This window comes from Pustulibacterium marinum, from assembly GCF_900116665.1.
GTDB classification, from domain to species: domain Bacteria; phylum Bacteroidota; class Bacteroidia; order Flavobacteriales; family Flavobacteriaceae; genus Pustulibacterium; species Pustulibacterium marinum.
The window spans coordinates 345,227-369,574 of the sequence record NZ_FPBK01000002.1 but is presented as its reverse complement, the minus strand read 5'-3'; the positions used below and the strand labels follow the sequence as shown (position 1 = coordinate 369,574).

The 24,348-nt window shown below is 33.6% G+C and carries 18 protein-coding genes; 8 read left to right on the top strand and 10 right to left on the bottom strand.

Features of this window, described 5'->3' with window-relative positions:
• Positions 1-145: 145 nt before the first annotated feature.
• From mdh to asnB, 4 genes are all read right to left on the bottom strand, one after another.
• Positions 146-1,072 (bottom strand): malate dehydrogenase, encoded by a 927-nt coding sequence (gene mdh / locus BM383_RS06030; protein ID WP_093024051.1) that lies wholly within the window; start codon positions 1,070-1,072, stop codon positions 146-148.
• Between the two features lie 107 nt (positions 1,073-1,179).
• Positions 1,180-2,193: a DUF6588 family protein gene (locus tag BM383_RS06025; RefSeq protein WP_093024049.1), complete on the bottom strand. Its 1,014-nt coding sequence runs from the start codon at positions 2,191-2,193 to the stop codon at positions 1,180-1,182.
• Between the two features lie 80 nt (positions 2,194-2,273).
• Positions 2,274-4,211 carry a DNA topoisomerase (ATP-hydrolyzing) subunit B gene (gene gyrB / locus BM383_RS06020; protein ID WP_093024047.1) on the bottom strand — a complete coding sequence of 646 codons (1,938 nt, stop codon included), beginning with the start codon at positions 4,209-4,211 and terminating at the stop codon, positions 2,274-2,276.
• A 361-nt stretch (positions 4,212-4,572) separates the two neighbouring features.
• A complete protein-coding gene (gene asnB, locus BM383_RS06015) occupies positions 4,573-6,240 on the bottom strand; it encodes an asparagine synthase B (RefSeq protein ID WP_093024045.1) in 1,668 nt (555 codons plus the stop codon).
• A 254-nt stretch (positions 6,241-6,494) separates the two neighbouring features.
• Between asnB and BM383_RS06010 the strand changes: the two genes are divergently transcribed.
• Positions 6,495-7,112 (top strand): DUF2911 domain-containing protein, encoded by a 618-nt coding sequence (locus BM383_RS06010; protein ID WP_093024043.1) that lies wholly within the window; start codon positions 6,495-6,497, stop codon positions 7,110-7,112.
• 317 nt (positions 7,113-7,429) lie between these two features.
• Positions 7,430-9,649: an FUSC family protein gene (locus tag BM383_RS06005; protein WP_093024041.1), complete on the top strand. Its 2,220-nt coding sequence runs from the start codon at positions 7,430-7,432 to the stop codon at positions 9,647-9,649.
• Positions 9,650-9,707: 58 nt separating this feature from the next.
• Here BM383_RS06005 and BM383_RS06000 read toward each other — a convergent pair whose 3' ends face one another.
• Both BM383_RS06000 and BM383_RS05995 read right to left on the bottom strand, forming a co-directional pair.
• Positions 9,708-11,450, bottom strand: a complete 1,743-nt coding sequence (locus BM383_RS06000; RefSeq protein ID WP_093024039.1) for a TonB-dependent receptor — start codon at positions 11,448-11,450, stop codon at positions 9,708-9,710.
• A gap of 31 nt (positions 11,451-11,481) precedes the next feature.
• Positions 11,482-14,538 (bottom strand): tetratricopeptide repeat protein, encoded by a 3,057-nt coding sequence (locus BM383_RS05995; RefSeq protein ID WP_093024037.1) that lies wholly within the window; start codon positions 14,536-14,538, stop codon positions 11,482-11,484.
• Positions 14,539-14,749: 211 nt separating this feature from the next.
• Here BM383_RS05995 and BM383_RS05990 point away from each other — a divergent pair, with 211 nt between their 5' ends.
• Genes BM383_RS05990 through BM383_RS05980 form a run of 3 tightly spaced genes read left to right on the top strand, consistent with a single transcriptional unit; the run spans position 14,750 to position 17,401 of the window.
• Positions 14,750-15,433: a cell division ATP-binding protein FtsE gene (locus tag BM383_RS05990; RefSeq protein ID WP_093024035.1), complete on the top strand. Its 684-nt coding sequence runs from the start codon at positions 14,750-14,752 to the stop codon at positions 15,431-15,433.
• 32 nt (positions 15,434-15,465) lie between these two features.
• Complete coding sequence (locus BM383_RS05985) at positions 15,466-16,449, top strand: glycosyltransferase family 2 protein (RefSeq protein ID WP_093024033.1); 984 nt, start codon at positions 15,466-15,468, stop codon at positions 16,447-16,449.
• Positions 16,450-16,456: 7 nt separating this feature from the next.
• On the top strand, positions 16,457-17,401 hold the full coding sequence (locus BM383_RS05980; protein ID WP_093024031.1) for a glycosyltransferase family 2 protein: 945 nt from the start codon (positions 16,457-16,459) through the stop codon (positions 17,399-17,401).
• Here the strand turns inward: BM383_RS05980 and BM383_RS05975 are convergent.
• Both BM383_RS05975 and BM383_RS05970 read right to left on the bottom strand, forming a co-directional pair.
• Positions 17,398-17,802, bottom strand: a complete 405-nt coding sequence (locus BM383_RS05975) for a sugar 3,4-ketoisomerase (protein WP_093024029.1) — start codon at positions 17,800-17,802, stop codon at positions 17,398-17,400. The two genes, BM383_RS05980 and BM383_RS05975, sit on opposite strands and share 4 nt — an antisense overlap.
• Before the next feature lies 1 nt (position 17,803).
• Positions 17,804-18,877: a glycosyltransferase gene (locus tag BM383_RS05970; RefSeq protein WP_093024027.1), complete on the bottom strand. Its 1,074-nt coding sequence runs from the start codon at positions 18,875-18,877 to the stop codon at positions 17,804-17,806.
• 42 nt (positions 18,878-18,919) lie between these two features.
• On the opposite strand from BM383_RS05970, the gene BM383_RS05965 reads away from it, so the two are divergent.
• The 3 genes from BM383_RS05965 to BM383_RS05955 are packed head-to-tail and all read left to right on the top strand — an operon-like array spanning position 18,920 to position 22,252.
• Positions 18,920-20,074, top strand: coding sequence for a glycosyltransferase (locus tag BM383_RS05965; protein ID WP_093024025.1), 1,155 nt, complete (start codon positions 18,920-18,922; stop codon positions 20,072-20,074).
• Entirely contained in the window at positions 20,074-20,994 is a 921-nt protein-coding gene (locus BM383_RS05960) for a sulfotransferase domain-containing protein (RefSeq protein WP_093024023.1), read from the top strand. The genes BM383_RS05965 and BM383_RS05960 overlap by 1 nt, the downstream gene beginning before the upstream one ends.
• Before the next feature lies 1 nt (position 20,995).
• Positions 20,996-22,252 carry an O-antigen translocase gene (locus tag BM383_RS05955; protein WP_093024021.1) on the top strand — a complete coding sequence of 419 codons (1,257 nt, stop codon included), beginning with the start codon at positions 20,996-20,998 and terminating at the stop codon, positions 22,250-22,252.
• Here BM383_RS05955 and BM383_RS05950 read toward each other — a convergent pair.
• Both BM383_RS05950 and BM383_RS05945 read right to left on the bottom strand, forming a co-directional pair.
• The gene (locus tag BM383_RS05950) at positions 22,239-23,339 is read right to left on the bottom strand and encodes a DegT/DnrJ/EryC1/StrS family aminotransferase (RefSeq protein WP_093024019.1); all 1,101 of its coding nucleotides are present in this window, start codon (positions 23,337-23,339) and stop codon (positions 22,239-22,241) included. The genes BM383_RS05955 and BM383_RS05950 overlap by 14 nt on opposite strands.
• Complete coding sequence (locus tag BM383_RS05945) at positions 23,336-24,175, bottom strand: FemAB family protein (RefSeq protein WP_245766539.1); 840 nt, start codon at positions 24,173-24,175, stop codon at positions 23,336-23,338. Before BM383_RS05945 ends, BM383_RS05950 begins: the two co-directional genes overlap by 4 nt.
• Positions 24,176-24,348 lie beyond the last annotated feature (173 nt).

Here is a 24,348-nt window from a genome sequence, read left to right as displayed (position 1 = left end):
TTTATGAAAATGTCTACTTGAGCTCACGCTCAAAGATTACTATTTTTTTCACGCGAGGCAAGCCTCGGGGTATTTACCCGCCTAGAATAAAAAAACCTCACGAAATGTATTCGTGAGGTTCTTCATTTTATTTAGTCCTAAATTATTATAACTCTAATAATCCATTTGTTTTTGAAACACCTTCAGCGCTTGTTTGTAAAGCTGTTAATTCTTCTTCCGAAAGTTCTATTTCAAGAATTTTTTCAATACCATTTTTACCTAAAACTACCGGAACACCAATAGAAATATCAGACAATCCATATTCTCCTTCTAATAATGCAGAACAAGGAAATACTTTTTTCTGATCACAAGCAATTGCTTGTACAAGTGCAGAAACTGCTGCTCCCGGTGCATACCAAGCAGATGTACCTAATAACTTGGTTAGTGTTGCTCCACCAACTTTGGTATCTTCTTTTACTTGGGCTAATCTTTCTTCCGAAATAAATTCCTTCACAGGAACACTGTTTCTAGTAGCCAATCTTGTTAAAGGAACCATACCTACATCGCTATGTCCGCCAATTACCATTCCATCAATATCTGAAATTGGAGCTTCTAAAGCTTCTGCCAATCTATATTTGAAACGAGCACTGTCTAATGCTCCACCCATTCCTATGATTCTATTTTTTGGTAAACCAGTTGCTTTATGAGCTAAATATGCCATGGTATCCATTGGATTACTTACAACAATGATAATTGTCTCAGGAGATTGTTCAACCAACTTTGTTGCTACCTCTTTTACAATTCCAGCATTGATACCTATCAACTCTTCACGAGTCATTCCAGGTTTTCTTGGAATACCACTAGTTATCACTACAACATCACTACCTGCAGTTTTGGTATAATCATTTGTACTACCAACGATTTTTGTATCAAAACTATTTAAGGAAGCTGTCTGCATTAAATCCATGGCTTTACCTTCGGCATAACCTTCTTTAATATCTAGTAAAACAACTTCTGAAGCAAAGTTTTTAATAGCAATATACTCTGCACAACTAGCACCGACTGCTCCGGCACCCACTACAGTAACTTTCATATGTTTGTATTTTTATAAAGATTGATTATTGAATAAAATTACACTATAAAAATACGGAATTTTCAATGAAACAGTTACTTTTTAAAGAATAAATTACATGATAAATGTTATCTAAATCCAAAGTTTAATCCGATAGTTGCACTATTGAATTCTGCAAAAGTATAATCTGCATTCAATCTAAAAAATCCAAGTTTTAATTTAGTTCCTAAAGTTGCACGAACACCACTAATTTCATTTTCAACGGAGATAGGATCTTCAACAGTAGCTTGAGTACCGAAACCTTCATACACGATATATGTTCCCTTCAAATCTGACTTAGAAGTTCCCGTCATATACCCAACTCCTCCGTAAAAATTAATAACTGGTAATTTGGTTGAAAAAATACTTTGAAAAAGCCAAGTTTGCGTATCATTTTGAAAATACTGATTGACTCCATCAAGATTTAAGACATCATCTACATTGTAATCTGCATTTAATTTTGTGTACGCAACAAGACCAGAAATTGCAATAGGCCATAATTTATCAGCCGGTAGCCATTCTGTAAACTCATGTTGAACACCTATACCCAACACGCCAAATTTGCGGTCATTTATATCTATTTTAGGCAAAAATCTTAACTTTAATTCTGTTCCCTTCAGTAAACCTATGCTTCCTTGAAGATAACCTGCCGGAACATTATTAATGTTTTTATCTAGAATCCCCTCCGGAAGCGTAATCTGAATGGTCTCTGTCATACCTGTATTGGGTTCTGTGATGGTATACTCCATAACAATATCAGGATCTACAGTACCTAAAACACTTGCTACACTTTTAATAGAACTACCATCGGCATATGACAAACCTCCAGTGGTACTAGCTTCAAAATTAAATGTATGATCAGCTTCATCTACTTGAACAATATTTCCTATAATTGAAATTTCAAAAGCTAAAAACGACTTCGCTTCTGCTGAATTAAACCATCCATTGTTCATTGCATGACCTATAGCTTCTGAACCTGGCTGTAAATATCCTTTTGCAAATCTTTGTGAATCTTCTAATCCGGTAGTAAAAATGCTTGAAGCATCTTGCGCATAAGAACTTATGGAAAATGCCGTAACTAATGTTAATAATATCGATTTCATGGGCTTTGATTTTTCTTAAAAATAAAAAAAAGCCTGTAAAATCAATTACAGGCTTTAAATAATTATCTTAATTATACCAATTATGCATCAATATTTGCATAAACAGCATTCTTTTCTATGAATTCTCTACGTGGCGGAACATCATCTCCCATTAACATAGAGAAAATTCTATCTGCTTCTGAACCACTATCGATAGTAACTCTTCGCAGCGTTCTGAATTCTGGATTCATGGTAGTATCCCAAAGCTGTTCTGCATTCATCTCTCCAAGACCTTTGTAACGTTGAATAGTTGCAGAACCTCCAAAAGATTCGTTCAATGCATCACGCTCTTTTTCTCCCCAAGCATATTCTTTCTTAGCTCCTTTTTTGACTAAATATAAAGGTGGAGTTGCAATATATACATATCCAGATTCTATCAACTCTCTCATGTATCTAAAGAAGAATGTAAGAATTAAGGTTGCAATGTGAGAACCATCGACATCCGCATCACACATAATTACAATTTTATGGTAACGCAATTTTGTTAAGTTCAACGCCTTACTATCCTCTTCTGTTCCGATAGTTACACCAAATGCAGTAAAGATGTTTCTAATTTCTTCATTTTCGAAAACCTTATGTTGCATGGCTTTTTCCACGTTTAAGATTTTACCTCTTAATGGTAGAATTGCTTGGAAATTACGGTCACGCCCTTGTTTAGCCGTACCACCTGCCGAGTCTCCCTCGACAAGGAATATTTCACATTTTTCAGGATCTTGCTCAGAACAATCCGACAATTTACCTGGTAAACCTCCACCGCTCATCACGGTTTTACGTTGTACCATTTCACGAGCTTTCTTAGCTGCATGACGGGCTTGCGCTGCTAAAATTACTTTTTGAACTATCGTTTTAGCATCATCAGGATGTTCTTCTAAATAATCTGTAAGCATTTCTGAAACTGCCTGAGAAACTGCTGCTGTAACTTCGCGGTTACCCAATTTAGTTTTGGTTTGCCCTTCGAACTGAGGCTCACCTACTTTAACAGATACAATAGCCGTTAAACCTTCACGGAAATCATCACCAGAAATTTCAAACTTCAATTTATCTAACATTCCAGACTCGTCAGCATATTTCTTCAAAGTTGCTGTTAATCCACGTCTAAATCCACTAAGGTGCGTACCACCTTCATGCGTATTGATATTGTTAACATATGAATGTAAATTTTCACTATAAGATGAATTATACACCATAGCTACTTCTACAGGGATTCCGTTTTTCTCCCCTTCCATAGCGATAACGTCTGCTATGATTCTTTCTCTATTTCCGTCTAAGAACTTGATAAATTCTTTCAGACCTTCTTCAGAATAAAATTCTTCCCCTACAAAAGTTCCATCATCATTTTTCTCACGCTTATCGGTCAACGTAATTTTAATACCTTTATTAAGGTATGCCAATTCACGCATACGTGAGGCTAATGTATCATAGTTATATTCTAAGGTTTGTTGAAAAATTGTAGCATCTGGCTTGAAAGTTACAATGGTTCCTGTAACATCGGTTTCTCCAATGTTTTTTACAGGATATGAAGATTTTCCTCTTTCATATTCTTGTTCCCAAACCTTACCATCTCTATGAACTGTTGCTCTTAAATGATCTGAAAGTGCGTTCACACAGGAAACCCCCACACCGTGAAGACCTCCGGAAACTTTATACGAATCTTTATCAAACTTACCTCCTGCACCAATTTTGGTCATTACAACCTCAAGGGCAGAAACACCTTCTTTTTTATGAAGATCTACTGGAATACCACGCCCATTATCCTCTACAGTAATTGAGTTATCCTCATTTATGCTAACTGAAATTCTATCACAATATCCTGCTAAAGCTTCATCTATAGAGTTATCTACAACCTCATATACTAAATGGTGTAAACCTCTAACTCCAACATCTCCGATATACATGGAAGGACGCATACGCACGTGCTCCATACCTTCCAGCGCCTGAATACTATCCGCGGAATACTGCTTTTTAATTTCTTCGCTCATAAATCTTTGTAATTAATTTGATTTTAGTAGTAAGAGGCTTAGTTCACCTCTTATGCTTATCTACAAAGATAACATTTCAGCTTATATTATGAAAGCAAATAAGTTTCTGACGTCTTAAATTATTAACAATTGTTTATTTCTGAGAAAGTAGCTTAAACAAGCTCTAAAACGGCAAATTTTGAAGAATTCATAGTTCTTTGGAATCACCTATTAACAAGATTTGTTAAAATGAGCTTACATCGAATTTTTTTGAATTAAATAATCTTTTAGAAATGTCATAAAAAGAAAAGGTGCTGCGAAATTCACAACACCTAGTCCCAATTTATTAACCATCCAACATTACATAAATTGCATTTCTAGATTAAGATGTATACGCATCGGTATGCACCTTAGTAATAGCTCTTCCTGAGGGTTCATTCATGTTTTTAAATGCTTCATCCCACTCTAAAGCTATTGGCGTGCTACAAGCTACGGAAGGCACTGAAGGTACACATAGCGCTGCTGCATCACTTGGAAAATGCTCTTCAAAAATTGTTCTGTAATAGAACTCTTCTTTAGTTCTCGGTGGCTGTACCGGAAATCTAAAATGAGCATTTTGCATTTGCTCGTCTGATACTTCTTTGTTTACTACTTCTTTCAAAGTATCAATCCAGCTATATCCTACTCCGTCAGAAAATTGTTCTTTTTGTCTCCATGCAACGCTTTCCGGTAAATAATCTTCAAACGCTTTACGAACAACCCACTTCTCCATTTTTTCTGGAGTAATCATTTTATCTTTTGGATTTAGCCTCATGGCCACATCCATAAATTCTTTATCTAAGAAGGGAACTCTACCTTCTATTCCCCAAGCTGCCAAAGATTTATTCGCTCTTAAACAGTCATACATATGCAATTTATCTAGCTTACGTACTGTTTCTTCATGAAAGTCCTTTGGACTTGGCGCTTTATGAAAATACAAATAACCTCCGAAAAGCTCATCTGCACCTTCGCCTGAAAGTACCATTTTGATTCCCATTGACTTAATAACTCTTGCCATTAAGTACATTGGTGTAGAAGCTCTTACGGTTGTAATATCATAGGTTTCCAAATGATAAATTACATCTTTTATAGCATCTAATCCTTCTTGTATTGTAAATTTTATTTCATGATGTACTGTTCCAATATGATCTGCAACTTTACGAGCTGCCGCCAAATCTGGAGATCCTTCTAAGCCTACAGAAAACGAATGTAATCTTGGCCACCAAGCTTCATCTGCATCACCAGATTCTATACGCTTTTGAGCATATTTTTTAGCAATTGCTGAAGTAACCGAAGAATCTAATCCTCCTGATAACAATACACCATAAGGAACGTCTGACATTAATTGTCTATGAACTGATTTCTCTAAGGCTTCCCTAAGATCTTCAATACTAGTTTCGTTTTCTTTTACGGCATCGTAAGACATCCAATCTCTTTCATACCATTTCACAAACTCACCAGTTGAACTTGACATATAATGTCCTGGAGGAAACAATTCAATTTTATTACAAGTTCCTTCTAAAGCTTTTAATTCAGAAGCAACATAAAATGTTCCGTTTTGATCCCATCCTATATACAAAGGTATAATTCCCATGTGATCTCTCGCAATAAAATATTCATTTTTTTCAACATCGTATATTGCAAAGCCGAAAATTCCGTTTAATTCATCTACGAAATTCACTCCTTTTTCCTTGTATAATGCTAGAATCACCTCACAATCTGACTTTGTTTGGAAATTGTAATTACCTAATTGTGCACGCAAAGCCTGGTGATTGTAAATCTCACCATTAGCGGCTAAAACCAATTTTTTATCTTCACTAAACAATGGCTGTGTCCCAGATGCCGGATCTACAATAGCTAATCTTTCATGAGTTAAGATCGCTTTATCATTACTATAGATTCCACTCCAATCTGGTCCACGATGGCGTACTTTCTTAGACATCTCTAATAACTGAGGTCTTAAATCTTCCGCCTGCTCTTTCAAATCAAATGCACAAACAATTCCACACATGGTAATCTAATTTTAAGTTCTTATTATAAATCAAATATCGAATTAATATTTCAAATTAAAAACCAAAATATCAATTTAGGTTTCAAATCAAAACATAAAACACATAAAAAGACTTCTAATTGATATTTTTAATATTATTAATTATAATCAAAATAAGCAATATGTAAGTCTTCTGTTTTAAACCTTTTTCATTTTAAAGAATCATTAACAATATAGACAAAACTTTTTTTAGATATTCGCCCAAAATCTCAGTTATGAAAATTACTCCAATTATTGTTACACTTTTAGTATTTATTACCTTCTCTTCAAATGTTCAAGCTCAAAAATTTAGTGGCTTAGATAAAAGTCCACATGATATTTCTTATTATAGACAAGAGAATAATGCCAGTCCGGTAATAAAAATTTTATACGGTCGTCCTCAATTAAGAGGAAGAGGTATTGGTAAAGAAATTGCTCCTTACGGTAAATTATGGAGAACAGGAGCTAATGAAGCTACCGAAATCCAATTTTACAAAGATGTTATGATAGGTGATTCTTTAATTACATCAGGAACCTATTCTTTATTTACAATTCCAGACAAAAAAGAGTGGACAGTAATATTAAACAATGATATTGATGTTTGGGGAGCTTATACCTATGATCCAAATCAAGATGTTGTACGACTAAAAGTTCCGGCAGAAACAGATAAAGAATCTTTGGATGCACTCTCTATAGTTTTTGATGACGAAAAAGGACATGTAGAAATGGCTATTGGATGGGGTAAAACAAGAGTATTTGTACCTATTACAGTTGCCGAAAAACATGCAGAAACTGAAGAAACAGAAATTGAAAATCCTTCAGAAAATGAATCAGAAGAGCTTCAACAAGATTAATTATCTTGTTCCATAAAAATTTTATTAAAAGGAATCCCTTAATTGTGATTCCTTTTTTAATTTCAGAAATATTCATTTTTGGCAACTCTATGAGCCACCATCCTATTTAATTGACAAATTGATAATTACTTACAAGAAGCTAAGGTTAAATCATCAGTGAATTAAACAAATGATTGGTAATTTACTTTTTGTGAATTCAGCCAATTGAAATTTTACATTTTAATATCTATAAAAGCTGTTGTACTTTTACATCCCATATGGCTTGCAGCACAAAAATTATGGGTTTGTTAGCTATCTTAAGCTAACAAAAACTATACATGACACAACAACTACTGCTCTTTTTAAAAACGTATGATTTTAGAAAAGGAATTCTTTTTGCTGTACTAGGCTTTGGAGTTTTCCTAGGCGGAAGCTTTCTTTTTCCCGGTACTCCATTTCCTATTGCTATGGGAATGGGGATTCTATTGTCTGCAATCAGTGATGTTCCAGGAACTAAAAAACATAATCTTATAGGTATTGCTACTGGAATTCTATTTGCTATCGTTTCTTTTTCATTAGTTCATTTGACTAAATACAATACCTGGCTTCTACTCACTACCATTTCTGTTCTCGTATTTTTCCTAAGCTATATTTCCATTTTTGGTTTACGAGCTTCCATGGTTTCTTTTTCCGGGATTTTAGCGGTTGCACTTGGTTTTGTGAATGTAGGTCCGGATGCTGATTTTTACAAAAGTGCTATTTTTATAATTGTAGGAAGCGGAGTTTACATACTAGTTAATTCTATTATTAACCTTATCAAACCTAAGCAAATTGCTGAACAGCTTTTGGTTGAATGTATGCAATTAACTGCTGACTATTTAAAAATTAGAGGACAAATTGCATTAACAAAAAACAGAAAACCTTTACTTGACAAGTTACTTGGTTTGCAAATTGCTATCAATGCAAAACACGAAAACATACGAGAAATAGTACTTCGTGAAAATGCCAATGCTATTGGAAGTGGCTATGCCAGGCGACAATTACTCATTTTTGTGGAACTAGTGGATATTTTAGAATTAGCCATAGCAAACCCTATCAATTATGAAGATTTTGATGAAAAATTCAAAGAATATCCAAGAGTACTTCTGCCTTTTACCAATTTACTGAATACATCTTCTCAACTTATAAAAGAACTTTCATTTAAGATATCTCATCATAGTATTACCGCTCAAGGAAATGAATTGAGAAAAATTCTTGATGATATAAACGCGGCTATAGAGGATTATAAGCAACATGTAAACATCCAAAACCGAAGAGAAAATGTGCTTATCCTTAGAAATTTGGCAGATTATGAAGAGCGTCAAATTCAGAAAATAGAAACTATTGAACGAATCATAGCTGATGACTATACTTTTGACGAAGCAAAAGAAGCACTAGAGCCTCAACGTTTTATCACTAGTCAGGATTATTCACTACGCAGATTAAGGGATAATTTCAATTTTAGTTCTATCATTTTTAAACATGCATTACGCCACACCCTAGCTGTAATCACAGGTTTTTTAATAGGAACCTATTTTGAAATCTCAAATACTTATTGGATCCTCATCACAATTTTTGTGATCATGCGTCCAAATTATGGTGTTACCAAAAAGCGTACATCTGAACGAGTTATTGGGACTGTGATTGGTGCTTTGGTTGCTTTTGCAATTATTTACATTACAGATAATCACTATATCTATGGCATTATTACATTTTTTGCCATGATATTTGCATTTACCTATATTCAACGAAACTACTTAAAGGCGGCCACAGCAATTACTATCAATATCATTTTTGTATTTGCTATTTTAACAAGTGACCCTTTCAATATCATTAGTTCTAGAATTATTGACACCATCATAGGAGCTGGTTTGTCAATGATCTTCAACTATTTCTTTTGGCCGGTTTGGGAGTCTAAAACTTTGGCTAACTTTCTTCAAAATTCATTGAAGGCTAATGAAAACTATATAGATGAAGTAGCGAAAATATATATTGAAAAAAATAGAATTATTACAGAATATAAGCTTTCAAGAAAAATGGCTTTTATTCAGATGGGAAATTTACATGCTGCCTTTCAACGAATGACTCAGGAGCCGAAATCAAAACAAAATAAAATGCCCGAATTGTATGAAGTTGTAGTGATTCAGCATACATTTTTGTCGGCTGCTGCAGCTTTAGGAACTTATATTCAAAGTCATGAAACCACCGAAGCTTCAGAATATTTTAAAACTTATATTAACGGTATTAAGGCTAGAATTTCTAATTGTCTGGCACTTCTAAGCAAGGAAGACACTACGAAATTTGATTTTTCAGCTGTAGAAAAAGCACACAAATACCTTGGTAATATTTACAAAGAACTTGATCAAGAAAGAGAAGAAGAACTAGCCGCAGGACAAATTGCCATAAGCAAAAAACTACAATCTAATTTAAAGGAGATTCGATTGGTGTATGACCAACTTGGCTACCTTTATAATCTTTCACAAGACCTTGAAAACAATATGAGGAAATTTGTTTCCTAACAAAAAAGTCAGGCAATTGCCTGACTTTTTACTTTTAAATGAGCTTTCAATTTTTGTATTAAAAATCGAATTTATAAGTAGCCCCTAGCACCGCCTGGAAACCTTGTACCTTGTAATTTGCCCAACGTTGGTAATCGTTGTTTGCTATGTTGTTTAATCTGGCAAAACCAGATAAACGATCTGTAAAATTATATCCTAAGTTGAAATTCACATCAAAGTAACCATCTAAAGTTACTTCTTGAGCTGTATCGGCTGGATCAATGGTAATAAAATCTGCCGACAATACATCTTTTCTTTCTCCCATGAAGAATACAGAGGCGCCTCCAAACCATTTTTCTCCTATTTTGAAATCTGAGAAAATAGAAGCTCTTACACTTGGTAAATTGTAAGCTTCGCTTAACTCATCTGTAGAATAGCTAGCAAACATTCCGTTTGCACCAAGAGAAAATTTGTCTGAAATGGTAAGATTCACTTCTCCATCCACTTTTAATGTATTCAATTTATCATACACCACATTGAAAGAGTTTCCATAAACATATCCATCATCCAAACCAAAATTACTACTATTAGGATTGTGTACAAAAAATGCATAATCATCTGTACTGCTATAACCCGCTTTCAAATCATAACTTAAATTAGGAAGAAATTTACCCTTGATACCCCCATAAATATCATATTGCTGAAATGAAGGCGCAATAGTCAATGTTGGAGATACAAATTGATTGTCGTTGGCAAAACCGTAGTAAGAATTTTGCTGCAAGTCCCCTTTTGCTCCCGCGTATGCCGTAACAAATCCTTCTAGTAAAGTATAACTTGCTGAAATATTTGGAAACACATAAAATTTGCTTTCGCTATTTTCAATATCCATCATATAAGCAACGGTAGCTCCCAGATTAAAAGTGACATCGTCTTTTATAAATACGATATTTGGATTGATTCCTAGCTGAACATTGCTATACTTTAATTCTTCCTCTGAATAATAACTGCGATCAAACTTACCAGAAAGGTAATCAACAAAAATGTGTGTGGTTACCAATTGATCTTGAACCGGAAATTTAAAAGATGGCTTGGCTACCAATCTATTTTCTCCTGAAGACATTCCGTCCCAAAATCTTCTAAATAAAACATTTCCGCCTCTAAAATAACCTTCATTAAAATTGATATGAGCCCCTAACTCTCCATTATAATACGTTTGTTTTTCATCGATATTTGCTAATACAGCATCTTCAAACAAACCTTCTTCTACTCCATACCAATTATAGATTTGGTGCTGAAAACCAAGATCTGCACCCCAAGTATAATCTCTATCTCTTTTAAAATAAGAAGCGTCTAGTTTTGTATTGAAAAATGCATTATCTAAATCCACACCATCAATTCCTCCTTGAGAAGAATGATGACGAAGACCTACATCTACCGTTTCCGTTCTACTCAAAGCTCTACTGGTAAAAAAATCTGCTAAAACAGAGGTGTAGTTCCCTAAACCTAAAGAAGCGTATGTGTTGTACAATTTTTCTTTTGGAGCTTTCTCTACGGCACTTGCTTTTCCTTTTGCCGGTGTAAATGTAGATGCTACAGGAACTGAGAAAATTTTATAATCGATTTTCTTTTTACTTGTTGTAACCGAATCATCTAAAGATGGAGTTCCTTTGATCTTAAAAGCATCAGAAACCGATGGAGTATACGCTTTTACCACGTTTACTGTTTGAGTTCCTAAAACTGAATCTTTTTCTTTTTCTTGTGCTAGTACCCCTGCCGAAGCAAACAAGGTAACCATAATGCTATTGAATATGTGCTTGCGCATATCTTTTTCTTCTTAGTTGAATTTCTTTTTCTTAGTTTCCTTGTTGCGGTTGTGTTTCTTCTACCGGAGTATCAGTTTCTACCGATGCGTTAGTTTTTGCTTCTTCTGCTTTGATCTTGTTTAATTCTATCTGAGCTTCTGAAACAATTTCCGGATAACTGGCAAAGTTAGAGATTACACTTTTCAAAATAGTTGTAGCATTAAAAGCATCATCCATAGCGTAATAATTCTTCGCCATAACTACCAATCCTTTTGCTCCAAACTCTTTGTAACCGCTATATTCTTGCGCTAACTTTTGCATTACTTTGTTAGACGCTTCATACTTTCCTTCTTTATTTTTAAAGTAAACATCATAGTACAAAGCTTCTGCCATCAACGCTCCGGTTGCTTTTTTCTGAACTTCAGCGTATGCTTGTTTTGCTTTTGCTTCATCTCCCGTTTTAATAGCAGAACGTGCAATCATAATATGAGCATCACTCGCAATTCTATCATCCACTTTTGGATTGGACAATACTTTTTCAGCGTACATTACGGTTGCTTCATAATCGTTTTGCTCGTAATAAGCTTTCATTAAATTGTTCTGTGCAAAACTGATGTTTTGTGGATAATCTGCTTCGGTTTCCAAACGTTTTAAAACAGGAATTGCCTTTTCGTACTCTTTATTTTCTAAATAAATTTGACCTAAACGAGATAACGCTTGCTCTGTAAACTCGTTTCGCTCTTTACTAATCACCACTTCGTAATGTGGAACCGAAGCTGCCTTCTCCCCTTTTCCAAACTGTAATTGCGCCAAATAGAAATGAGCATTTGTTGCATGCAATCCGTTCGGGAACTGATTTAAATATTTTTCAAATCCAGAAATAGCTTGATTTGTTTTATTTTGAATGTATTGATTTTCAGCTGATTCATAGGTAGCATTATCCAGTTCGGCATCGGTAACTTGAACAAAATCAATATTCTTAACCCAAGCTGCGTATTCGTCTACTCTACCTTCATCTACATAAATCAATTTTGCCGTAGAAACTGCTTGAATAGATTCTTGTGTATTAGGAAAATCTCGCACAACAGTTTTAAACTTACCAAGTGCTTTTTCGTTTTGATTGTTATTATAGAAAATTAGCCCTTCTTTCAATAATGTTTTAGGAACATACGAACTTTTCTTGTACTCGTTCACTAATTGATCGTAAGCTGCGATTCCTTTGTTCACATTATTTTCTGCGATATAAACATTTCCTAATTCATAAAGAGCATCGTCTCTGTAAGCGGATTTCTTGTAAGTATTCACAAACTTGATCAACTCTTCTATCTTACGCTCGTTTCTGTCTACAAAACCATAACTAATCGCTTTTTGGAAATTAGCATAATCTGCATCTACTCCGTTCAAAGCAATAGCTTTGTTGTACGTTTCCATTGCCGGCCAATAGTTACTGGATACAAAATAACTATCTCCTAATCGTAAATAAGCATCATTTAATTTTGACTTGTCTTTTGGAGCTGATTCTGTATATTTTGAAAAGTAACTAATGGCTTTTTCGTAATTTTTCTGTTTGAAATAGGTATAACCAATGTTATAATCTATATCTGCATTTTCTTTTAGACTAGAAGTTGCAGAATTTTCAAACTGTTTGAAAGAGATCAAAGCATCGGCATAATTGGTTAATAAATAATCACATTCACCTTTCCAAAAACGAGCTCGTGCATTATAAGTTGAATTGATAGGTTGACTCAAAGATTTATCAAAATACGATTTTGCCTGTTGATAATCTCCTTCATTAAACAATTCTACTCCACGATAAAATGCTACTTTTTGATAGGTTTCTTTATCGCTATAATTTCTATTCTTTTCTAATAAAGTGAGCGCCGCTTCGTAATTTTTGGAAGTGATATAAGAATCTACCAACAGAGAACGTACTTCTTCAGTATGTCCGGAATCTGGGTATTTACTTAAATAAGAAAGCAACAATGCCGAAACACTTTCATAAGCATTCCCCACTTCATAACTTAACTTCACATAATTCAACATAGCATCTTCCTGAATTTGAGCGTCAAAATCCATTTGAGATGCATTCTTGAATGCATTCAATGCTTGTTGCTTTTTATCGTTCTTTAAATAACATTGACCTAAATGGTAATAAGCATTTTGAGCAACACTATTGTTACCATCTATGATTTTGTTTAATTGACCAATGGCCTTTTCATAATTACCTTCTTGATAATACGCATATCCTAATTGGTAATAATCGGTATTATTCCATTTTCCTTTTTTTCCTTTGTATTGCTCCAAATGCGGAATCGCTTCGCTGTATCTTTTCAGATTGAAAAGACTCTCTCCAGCAATTTTATGAAGTTCCGAAACCTCTTGACGATCTCTAGTTTTTTGAAGTTGCTCTAAAGCTTGTTGCAAAGCCAAATCAAACTTTCCTAGTTTAAAGTTCATATCCGCTTGATAATAGGCCAACTTTTCATTCAGCTGATCACTCCCTTGAATTTGATCAAAGTATTCATTTGCTTGCGAATAATCGTCTCCTTCATAAGCCATATAACCAATATAATATTTGGCCTGTGAACCGTACTTTTTGGAGTTTATAACTCTATTAAAGTACTTTTTTGCTTGATCTTGTCGCTTGGCTGTAAAATATGCGTATCCTTTATTGAAATTCAACTTTTCCTGTTCCGAATTGGAAAAATTGGAATCTTCAACTTTTTCATACCATTTTAAAGCATATGGATATTTCCCTTGCTCAAAATAATAATCAGCAACATCTTTATAAGCAGAATTTCGCTTGGTCGATGTAGGATAATTGGTTACAAAATCCTCCATCAAACCATCTGCTCCAATCTGATTTAAGCGAACAGCACAATTAGCTATGTAATACGCGCAATTTGCTTCAATTTCTTCATTGGAAGTTTTCCTTTTAACCTGTAAAAAAATATTTTGAGCAGCTTGATATTGCTTGTTAGCGTACAAGTTCACTGCATCTTGATATTCTTTATATTGGTTTGTATATACCGCAGATTGCTGACCTAGAACGGATTCGTAAGTTAGCGTAGCAGTCCCGGCTAAAAATATGATATAATATTTATTCATGAACAATTTTTTCCTGTTGGTGTTTACACAAATATAGCTGAAAGCTCTTTGTTATAACGCAATTGAGACAATATAATTATGTTAACAGATTTATAATAATCTTAAAAATTTTAACACATCTAAAACAATACATACTAAAAACCTTACGTTTAAAATTTTGTTAATACTTAGAAGTTTATACCTTTACAACATCAAAAAGCTCCAAACCCATATGAGTGAAACTATACTTGAACTCAATAGTGTATCCATATTTCAAAAAGAAAGTCTTGTACTCTCCGATATTACCCTAGCCATAGATAAAGGTGAATTTGTTTATCTTATTGGTAAAACAGGTAGTGGTAAGAGTAGTTTTATGAAAACTTTGTATGGTGATCTACCATTAACGCAAGGCTCTGGAAACATTGTAGGCTTTGACCTTAGAACTTTAAAGGAAAAAGAAATTCCGTTTCTCCGCCGTAAAATTGGCATTGTATTTCAAGATTTTAAACTATTACCAGACCGTACAATCAATGCAAATTTAGAATTTGTGTTAAGAGCTACGGGATGGAAAGACAAGTCTGAAATTGAACGAAGAATCTCGGAGGTTTTAGATAAAGTAGATATGAAAACCAAAGGCTTTAAATTTCCTCATCAAATATCTGGTGGTGAGCAACAACGCGTGGCTATAGCCCGCGCACTGCTTAATGATCCAGAATTGATATTGGCTGATGAACCAACGGGAAATTTAGATCCACAAACTAGTGTTGAAGTCATGAAGGTTTTAAAGGACATCAACGCTGCCGGAAGAAGTATTTTAATGGCAACACACGATTATGCCTTATTACTAAAATACCCTTCCAAAACGTTAAAATGTGATGGTAGTAAAGTATTTGAAGTAGTACAAAAAAGTGCCTAAACTCCTTTCCTATCTTTCAAAAGTAAAAAGCAATGATTGCAGCTAACCAACAAGACACATCAATTTTAGCCGAACGCAAAGCATCTGGTTCCAAGGTAATTCCATTTACCATTCCAGAGCCTATCGTTGGAATCTCTATCCTAATTCCTGTATTTAATTATGATGCAAGAAAGCTTGTAAGCTATTTACATGAATATTATACTGACAAGCGCCTTGATCTTGAAATTATTTGTTGTGATGACGGTTCTTCTCAGTTTGTAAAAGAGAACCAAACCTTAAACAATCTTGAGTTTTGTACCTATTATAAGTCAAAGAAAAATAGAGGAAGATCACAAACACGAAACTTCTTAGCGCAAAAAGCAAGTAAGGATTATCTTCTGTTTTTAGACTGTGACGTTTTACCAAAAAATGTAAGCTTCTTACAACGATACTTTAATGCAATTTCACAAGGAAAAGAGGTTGTTTTTGGTGGTTTGGAATACACTCCATCCATAGGAAAAGAGCAAACACTTAGATGGTTATTTGGTATTTATAGAGAAGCTTTTCCATTGGAACAAAGAATACTTAAACCATACGAAGCTACACTTACATCAAACCTTTTGATTAAGAAAAATATTTTCAAAAAGGTTCTTTTCGAAGAATCTTTAACAGCATATGGTTATGAAGATTTTGTATTCGTTCAAAATCTACAGAAAAGAGGAATTGAAATTCATCAAATAGCAAATGAGACCTATCACTTAAATGTTGACAAATCTGAAGATTACATTGAAAAAGTGAGAACTGCTACCAGAAATTTAGTCTATTTATATCATACCGAAATATTGAGTGAACCTACCAAAATTATCAAAGTTTACAATAAACTAAAAAGATTGGGCTTACCTGTATTTTTGAAATGGTTCTATCAGATTTTTAGAAAACGTATGGAGAAAAACTTAATTTCACGTAAACCATCATTAACCATTCTTGATATTTATAAAGCAAGCTACTTTTGCTATCATATAGCTAAAAAACCTTAAATACTTAATGAAAATCTTAGTTTCTGTAATTATTCCTCTTTACAACAAAGAGTCATATATAGAGGAAACTATTGATTGTATTCTGTACCAAACTTACCAAAATTTTGAAGTTATTATCGTTAACGATTGTAGCACCGATCATAGTTCTTTCAAAATTCAGAACATAAAGGATAAGAGAATACAAATGTTTCATCATCAAAAGAATTTAGGTTTACCCGCTACAAGAAATACCGGTATTTCACATGCCAATGGCGACCTTATTTGTTTGCTAGATGCAGATGACCTTTGGGAGCCTTCCTACCTTCAAACCATCATAGATCTTCACTGTAAATTTCCTGATGAACTTTTTTTTGGAACAGATTACGTAGAAAAATATCCGTTTGGTGAAACCGAGACTAGAAAGACAATAGATTCCTCTAAAAAAAACACATCATTTGTAATTCATGATTTTTTTGAGAGTAATTTGGGGCAACCTATTATTTGCCCTAGTAGCTTAAGTTTTAAAAGAACGATCCTTTCTGAAAACGAACCTATTTTCAATTCTGCAATTACATTCGCTGAAGACATCGATTTCTATATTCGTTATTTCTCAAAATATTCGCTTGCATATTGCTACAAACCTTTGGTTAAACATAGAGATGGAAATCCTGATCAAATGACCCAAAATAACATTTCTAATAAGAATTTTCCAGACTTTAATTCCTATCAAAACCTAGCAGAAAAAAGTATTTCATTACAGCGCTATATAGATTTTCAACGTTATTGTTTTGCTATCAATTTAAGGATGGAAAGAAGTTTTGGAAAAGCAAAACAATTACAAAAAGATATCACCCCACAACACCTTACTCAAAAGCAAAAAATTCTGTTAGGCTTACCCTTTTCAATTTTGAAGGCTGTAAAAAAAGTGAAGAACTTATTATTAAAAAGAAATATAAAAGTGAGTTCTTATTAAAGTTTTAACTCCACAAAATTTTGGTAGTCTCTAATGTAATCCTCTTCCAAATACACATCTGAGGACAAAACAAGACAAACAGCCCCAGAAGAAAAATTTTCCAGCTCACGCCAAATTCCCTTAGGAATTAGAAGTCCTTTATCAGGCTTATTCAATGTTACAATATTCTTCTTTTTTGAATCATCTAAAATCACATCAAAACTACCACTTAGCGCAATTAAACACTCTTGCTGATCTATATGAGCATGGCCTCCTCTAGCGGCAGAACTTGGCACATCATACAAATAATAAACACGTTTTACTTCGTATGGTAATACTTCCTTCTCAATCACCGCAATGTTACCACGATGATCTTCTATTTTAGGAATTTGAATAATTTCTATATCTGAAATTGTAGTCATATTAATCTAATAAATTTAGCCATTGTTCAATGACCTTTTCTTTTGAAAATTTAGTAATGGAAGTTTGTGCATTGGCTTTACACTGTTTGTATAATTCCTCATCTGTAATCAGCCTGTTCATGCCTACTATCAAAGCTTCAAAATTTTGATCTTCAATTAGTAATCCATTTTCTTCATCTTGAATAATTTCTGACGGACCTGTTTTACAATCAAAAGAAATAATAGGAGTTCCCAGTTGTAAACTTTCAACCAAAACCATTGGAAAACCTTCGTTTTTACTTGCTAAAATTAAAAATTCTGATGCTTTTATATAAGAATGAATACGATCTGTAAAACCTTTCAATTTTACTAAATCAGTTAATTTTAATTCCATAATCAAGTCTTCCAAAACCTGTTTCTGCTCTCCTTCTCCAAAGATATACAAATGAATATTTCTTTGTGGTAAATTAGATTTTGAATAGGCTAAAATCAATTTATCCAACTGTTTTATGGGATTCAATCTCCCAACTGAAATCACATATTTTTCAGTAGCTTCTACGCTTTCTAGATTTTTTGAGAAATCACTAAAATTATAAATTAGGTCTACATTTTTGAAACCATAATCTTGCTCTAAAACCGTTTGTATTTCACTAGAAACTGCAACTATGCTAAAAGCTTTATTATAAAAATAATCAAAAAATTTACCGTTAGGTTTGTGATATTCTATACGAGCATGTTGCATAGAAAAAATCATCCTACGCATTGGAAAAGCAATTAAATGCAATAAACCTTCAAAAGCGATACCTCTTCTATATCTGAAATCAATATAATAATCGGCATCAATATTTTTAATTGCTTTCCGAATCCTAAACACCCATTGTAATCGTTGCAAAATCTTAATCTGAGATAGATTTTCTCCCAAATTAATCAGCTTACCCGCATAAGCGTATTTCACCTTGTCTTGCAAACAAATAATGGATACTTCATACCCCGCATTTGCAAGAGCAATAGAAAGATTGGCACACACCTTTTCTGCTCCGCCATGCGAAAGAACATCCGTAAGTAAACAGATTTTTTTAGGGATATTTTGTATCACAAATAGGAATCAATTATATTCACGCAAATATAGCAGATATCTATGAAGATATTACTCTTAGGAGAATACAGTGGCTTTTTTAATTCACTAAAATTTGGTTTAACCCAACTTGGACACGATGTAACCTTAGCCGGAAGAAAAGACGGATTTAAAAACTTTCCTGTTGATATTTCTTTTGAACCCGTTTTCTTAGAAAAAAAGGCTATCAAATTTTTCAGAAAAATATACCATCGTTTTTTTCATAGTGATGTTACTTCTTTAGAAATCTTCTACATTTTTTGGAAGCAACGAGCAAAATTTAAAGATTTTGATATTGTTTTTCTCATCAATGAACAGTCGCTTACGTATAATTATTATACAGAAAAGAAGATTCTAAAGTTTTTATTTCAACACAACAAAAAAGTATTTTTATCGGCCTGTAGTGATGATGTAATTTACATTGATTTTCTTCTAAACAACGGTGTTCCGCATCATGTTTTAAGTGAATATGTAAAAGATAAAAGTCTCTTTAAGCATTTTCAGTACAGTTTGCATTACACTAAAAACTCTTCAAAAAGGCTTCATGAATTTATCTTTGAAAATATTGAAGCGGTGATTCCTGGAGATTATGATTATGTTTTGGCATATGAAAATCATCCCAAAACAACTTCTTTAATTCCGTTTCCTGTTCGCTTGCATTTGCTAGCGTACAAACCACTTGTAATTGAGGATAAAATCATCATTTTTCATGGGATTAACAAAGTGAATTATTACAAAAAAGGAAATGGATATTTTGAAAAAGCATTGGAAATTATTCAGAAAAAATATGCTGATAAGATTGAAATCATTACCGCAGTGAGTTTACCTTATGAAGAATATATAGAAAAATACAATCGTTGTCATATTTTGCTAGACCAAGCATTTGCTTACGACCAAGGTTATAATGCTTTGGAAGCCATGGCTAAAGGAAAAGTTGTTTTTACAGGCGCTTGTGAAGACTGGAAAAATCATTATAAGGTTGAAGAAGACAGCATTGTGATCAATGCAATTCCAGATGCTGATTATATGGCAAGTAAATTAGAATGGTTGATTTTACATCCTGAAAAAATTGTAGAAATATCTAAAAATGCCAGAGCTTTTATAGAAAAAGAACACGATGCCGTAAATAGTGCAGAGCAATATCTGTACATTTGGGAACAATTTTCAGGAAAAGAATAATGACTCTAAATCAAAGCAAATTACCAAATCTATTTATTCCGGGAGCTGGAAAGTCCGGGACTTCGAGTTTGCATAATTTCTTGAATGAACATCCGGAGATTTCAATGTCTACAATTAAAGAACCACATTTCTGGACGACTCAAAATTTTGAAATTACAACCGAAGAATCCATTGGTGATTATTTAAATTTATTTGGAAAAACTACTTTCCGTGGAGAATCTAGTACTGGTTATTTATTTTTCAAAAACTTCATTCCTAATATAAAATCAGTTTACAAAGAAAATCCAAAATTCATCATTGTTTTACGAAATCCAATTGATAGAATTTACTCGCAATATTGGTGGTTAAAAGGATTAGGAAGCGAAAAACTACCTTTTAGAGAAGCTGTCTTACAAGATAAAAATGTGTATCCCGATCAATCGTTGCAATTGGCAGAACAATTTTATAAAACATATTTTCAATTTGGATTGTATGCTGAAAGAATACAAGCATTTTATAATGCTTTCGGAAAAGAAAACATTCATATTATTACTTCCGAAAACCTAAAAAATAATACTCTAGAGGCTGTAAATTCTTGTTTTCTATTTTTAGGATTGAACACTTTAAACGACATAACTTCTAAAAATACGAATACAACCACACAACTTAAATTTCCCTGGATTTATAACAATGTGAAGAAAATAGCGCTGAATTCATCGGCTCCGAAACGTTTATTAAAACCATTTTTCCCGGCATCTGTTAGAAAAAAGATTAATGAAGGGATTCATCCGGCCGTTTATAAATTAACCGCTACTTCTAAAGCATATCCTGAAATGACGTTGGAAGATCGAGAATGGTTAAAGAAATTGTATGAGAAAAACGTCTCTGAACTAAAAAAAACAACAGGTTTTTCTTTTGAAGAATGGACTGACTTTAACTAATATGAGTTTCCTAAAATCATCATATTACAATGCTATTGCAACAGGAATTGGTATTCTAACCCGACTTGTTGTGAATAAAATCACGGCACTTTTTATAGGTCCGGAAGGATTTGCCGTTTATGGTCAGTTTAAAGATTTTGTTGCCTTGGCGATTTCATTTTGCCAGTTGGGAACCGAAAATGGAGTTATCAAATATGTTTCTGAACAAAAAGCAAATCCGAACGAACTAAAGAAAATCATTAGTACAGCATTTAAAGTACACCTCATTTGCGCACTACTTTTGGTGAGTTCCGTTTTTATATTTAAAGAAACTTTAAACAGATTACTTTTTGAAAATTCATCCTACGGAAATTACATTTTCATTAGTACTGTTTCTATTGTTTTTATCGCATTACAGAACTTATTTCTTTCGATATTGAATGGTTTACAGCTACTGAAAAAATTTGTATTAATTACCATCTTCACCACCATTATTACAGCTATCATTTCTGTTTTGGGAGTTTATTTTTACAAATTAGACGGACTCATTCTAACTATCGCATTAAACCACATCATCGTTTTTTTAATGACGCTGTGGATTATCTTAAAGAGTAATCACATTTCAATTTCCATATTTAAAGAAAGTTTTAGCCTCACCTATTTTAAAAAGTTATTACATTTTTCGGCAATGTCACTTTCCGGAATGTTATCGCTTAGCTTGTCATTACTATTCATAAGAACTCACATTATGAACACCTCGGGAATTGAAAATGCTGGATTATGGGATGCTGCATGGCGAATTTCTGCAATGTATCTACTCTTTTTAACGTCGTCATTTAAATTCTACATACTACCCACATTTTCAGCAATTCATAATTCTAAATTAAAAGCTGAAATTTTCAAAATATGGCGTATCACTTTTCCTGTAATTTTACTAATCACCGGGGGAATTTATTTACTGAAAGACTTTTGGATTCCTTTGTTATTTTCTGAAGAATTTATTGCTATTGGGAGCATTCTCATCTTCCAATTGCTGGGTGACATTATCAAAATTCATTCTTGGACACTAGGCAATATTCTTATGGCAAAATCACAAACCAAAAGTTTTGTGGCCATACAAATTGCGTGGGCGGTCCTATTTTCATCGCTTTCCTATTTTTTAATGAATAAATACGGCTTGAAAGGAATTACAATGGCCTATTTTTTCACTTGTATTGTACACTTTCTGATGCAAAATATCGCTGTGAAAAATATCCTATGGTTTCCTAAAACTGATTGATGATATTGATTAGTTCTGAAACTTCATCAGCTGTCATAACCGGACTTATAGGCAAGCTTAATACTTCTTTGTGAATTTGTTCTGTAATTGGAAATGATAAGTGATTCCAATCTTTGTATGCTTGCTGTTTGTGAGGCGGAATTGGATAATGAATCACGGTTTGTACGCCGTTTTCTTCTAAAAACTGTTTGAGAGCATCTCGTTGTTTGCAACGAATTACGAACAAATGAAACACATGGTCTAGATTCCCTGAATATTTCGGTAACTGAATTTTCGGATTCTTAATCTCTGAAAGATATCTTTTGGTAACAGCTCTTCTGTATGAATTATCCGCATCCAAAATTGAGAGTTTCACATTTAAAACCGCAGCTTGCATTTCGTCTATTCTGCAATTGAATCCTTGCACTTGATTATAATATCTTTCTGCACTACCATAATTTCGTAGTTTTTGAATCATTTCAAACAATTCATTATTACTTGTAGTTACTGCACCTGCTTCACCCAGTGCTCCTAAATTTTTTGTTGGATAAAAACTAAAAGCGGTGGCGTCACATAAATTTCCAACCATTTTTCCTTTGTCATCTCTAGCCCCATGTGCTTGCGCAGCATCGTCTATTAACAATAAATTATTCGCTTTAGCAATCGCATTCAAACGGTTCATATTGGCTAGTTGTCCGTACAAATGCACGGCTAAAATAGCTTTGATTTTTAAAGTGATCTTACTTTCTAATTCATCCGGATTGAGATTAAAAGTCTCTTCTTCAGGTTCTACCAAAACTGGCGATAAACCTGCTTGTGAAATTGCCAAAATACTCGCAATGTATGTATTTGCCGGCACTAAAACTTCGTCACCTTCTTGCAGTTTCCCTAAAGCTTTATATCCTTCAAAAATAAGTCGGATAGCATCTAAGCCATTGCCAACGCCTACACAAAATTGAGCACCACAATACGCTGCAAAATCAGCTTCAAACTTTTTAGTTTCTGTACCTAAAACATAATAACCACTATCTAAAAAACGAGCAAATACTTCTTTCAGCTCCTTTTCAAAACGATTGTTGATCTGGTGAACATCTAAAAATTTAATCATTGTAGCGATATTTCAAAAGTTCGTTGCAAATGTACTTCGCAACCCAATTCTTGTTTTTGTTTTAATAAACCTGGATTGTATCCTAGCTCATTTTTTTCGGTAACTGTTCCTTGTGAAAAGTATTTTTTCTGGTCTTGAAATTGTAAAATCAAACTCACAAACAAATAATCAAACGCACGTAATTGTTCGCCTTTAGCCGTTGTTGCCCCGTATTGTGATTTCACTACCTGATCGGTTTCAAAAACAGTGATACCAGCCAATAACTCGTCTTCCAAATACACATTGTACTGATAAATTTTATCTGGAAATCTGGAATGCAACAATTCAATTTCCGCTAGACTGTGCACTGGAGAAGCCTTGTGTTTTTCAGCCAAACGCGGGGTTAAAACCATATTCCAAAAAGCTTCAAAATTGGTTTCTTTTCTAATTTCTAATCCTTTTTGACTGCCTTGTCTATGATACTTTCTCTTAGTTTTATGCAAGGCTATCGGTTTGCCATAATCAACCGCTAACACTAGCTGCGTATCTAGTATACTTCCAAATTTATGCATCCAATAGGCAACTTCGTCCGAAGGTTGTTTGTGATACGGTTTCGGCATTTCCTTCACTATTAACAAATCAATGCCATTCCTTTTTAAAAAAGCTACCATTGTGTTGAAAATAGCGGTCACCTCATCAAAATTCACATCAAATGGTAACAACAATCCGCCGTAAGTTAATCCTTGATGCGAATACACAACTCCATCTTTCACATTTGCCGGAAACACTGCTACTAACTTTTCATTTTTGAAAATCAACAACGAAAAATCATCAAAACGATCTGCATGGTATTCCATAAAATCTCTATGAAATAAAAAGGTGGCGTTCTTCGCAGTTGCGATGAATTGATTCCATTCATTTTTGAATTCAGATGAATATGTTTGTACCGTGTAAATAGTGCGTGGCTTAGGTTGCTCTCACAAATATATCTGAAAATTAAATAGACTAAAAACTTCTATCAGCCAGATTT

What these genes read in the sequence shown, in the direction of transcription:
- mdh (WP_093024051.1), bottom strand. Translation starts at nt 1,072, where the DNA reads ATGAAAGTTACTGTAGTGGGTGCCGGAGCAGTCGGTGCTAGTTGTGCA.
- BM383_RS06025 (WP_093024049.1), bottom strand. Translation starts at nt 2,193, where the DNA reads ATGAAATCGATATTATTAACATTAGTTACGGCATTTTCCATAAGTTCT.
- gyrB (WP_093024047.1), bottom strand. Translation starts at nt 4,211, where the DNA reads ATGAGCGAAGAAATTAAAAAGCAGTATTCCGCGGATAGTATTCAGGCG.
- asnB (WP_093024045.1), bottom strand. Translation starts at nt 6,240, where the DNA reads ATGTGTGGAATTGTTTGTGCATTTGATTTGAAAGAGCAGGCGGAAGAT.
- BM383_RS06010 (WP_093024043.1), top strand. Translation starts at nt 6,495, where the DNA reads ATGAAAATTACTCCAATTATTGTTACACTTTTAGTATTTATTACCTTC.
- BM383_RS06005 (WP_093024041.1), top strand. Translation starts at nt 7,430, where the DNA reads ATGACACAACAACTACTGCTCTTTTTAAAAACGTATGATTTTAGAAAA.
- BM383_RS06000 (WP_093024039.1), bottom strand. Translation starts at nt 11,450, where the DNA reads ATGCGCAAGCACATATTCAATAGCATTATGGTTACCTTGTTTGCTTCG.
- BM383_RS05995 (WP_093024037.1), bottom strand. Translation starts at nt 14,538, where the DNA reads ATGAATAAATATTATATCATATTTTTAGCCGGGACTGCTACGCTAACT.
- BM383_RS05990 (WP_093024035.1), top strand. Translation starts at nt 14,750, where the DNA reads ATGAGTGAAACTATACTTGAACTCAATAGTGTATCCATATTTCAAAAA.
- BM383_RS05985 (WP_093024033.1), top strand. Translation starts at nt 15,466, where the DNA reads ATGATTGCAGCTAACCAACAAGACACATCAATTTTAGCCGAACGCAAA.
- BM383_RS05980 (WP_093024031.1), top strand. Translation starts at nt 16,457, where the DNA reads ATGAAAATCTTAGTTTCTGTAATTATTCCTCTTTACAACAAAGAGTCA.
- BM383_RS05975 (WP_093024029.1), bottom strand. Translation starts at nt 17,802, where the DNA reads ATGACTACAATTTCAGATATAGAAATTATTCAAATTCCTAAAATAGAA.
- BM383_RS05965 (WP_093024025.1), top strand. Translation starts at nt 18,920, where the DNA reads ATGAAGATATTACTCTTAGGAGAATACAGTGGCTTTTTTAATTCACTA.
- BM383_RS05960 (WP_093024023.1), top strand. Translation starts at nt 20,074, where the DNA reads ATGACTCTAAATCAAAGCAAATTACCAAATCTATTTATTCCGGGAGCT.
- BM383_RS05955 (WP_093024021.1), top strand. Translation starts at nt 20,996, where the DNA reads ATGAGTTTCCTAAAATCATCATATTACAATGCTATTGCAACAGGAATT.
- BM383_RS05950 (WP_093024019.1), bottom strand. Translation starts at nt 23,339, where the DNA reads ATGATTAAATTTTTAGATGTTCACCAGATCAACAATCGTTTTGAAAAG.
- BM383_RS05945 (WP_245766539.1), bottom strand. Translation starts at nt 24,175, where the DNA reads ATGGAATACCATGCAGATCGTTTTGATGATTTTTCGTTGTTGATTTTC.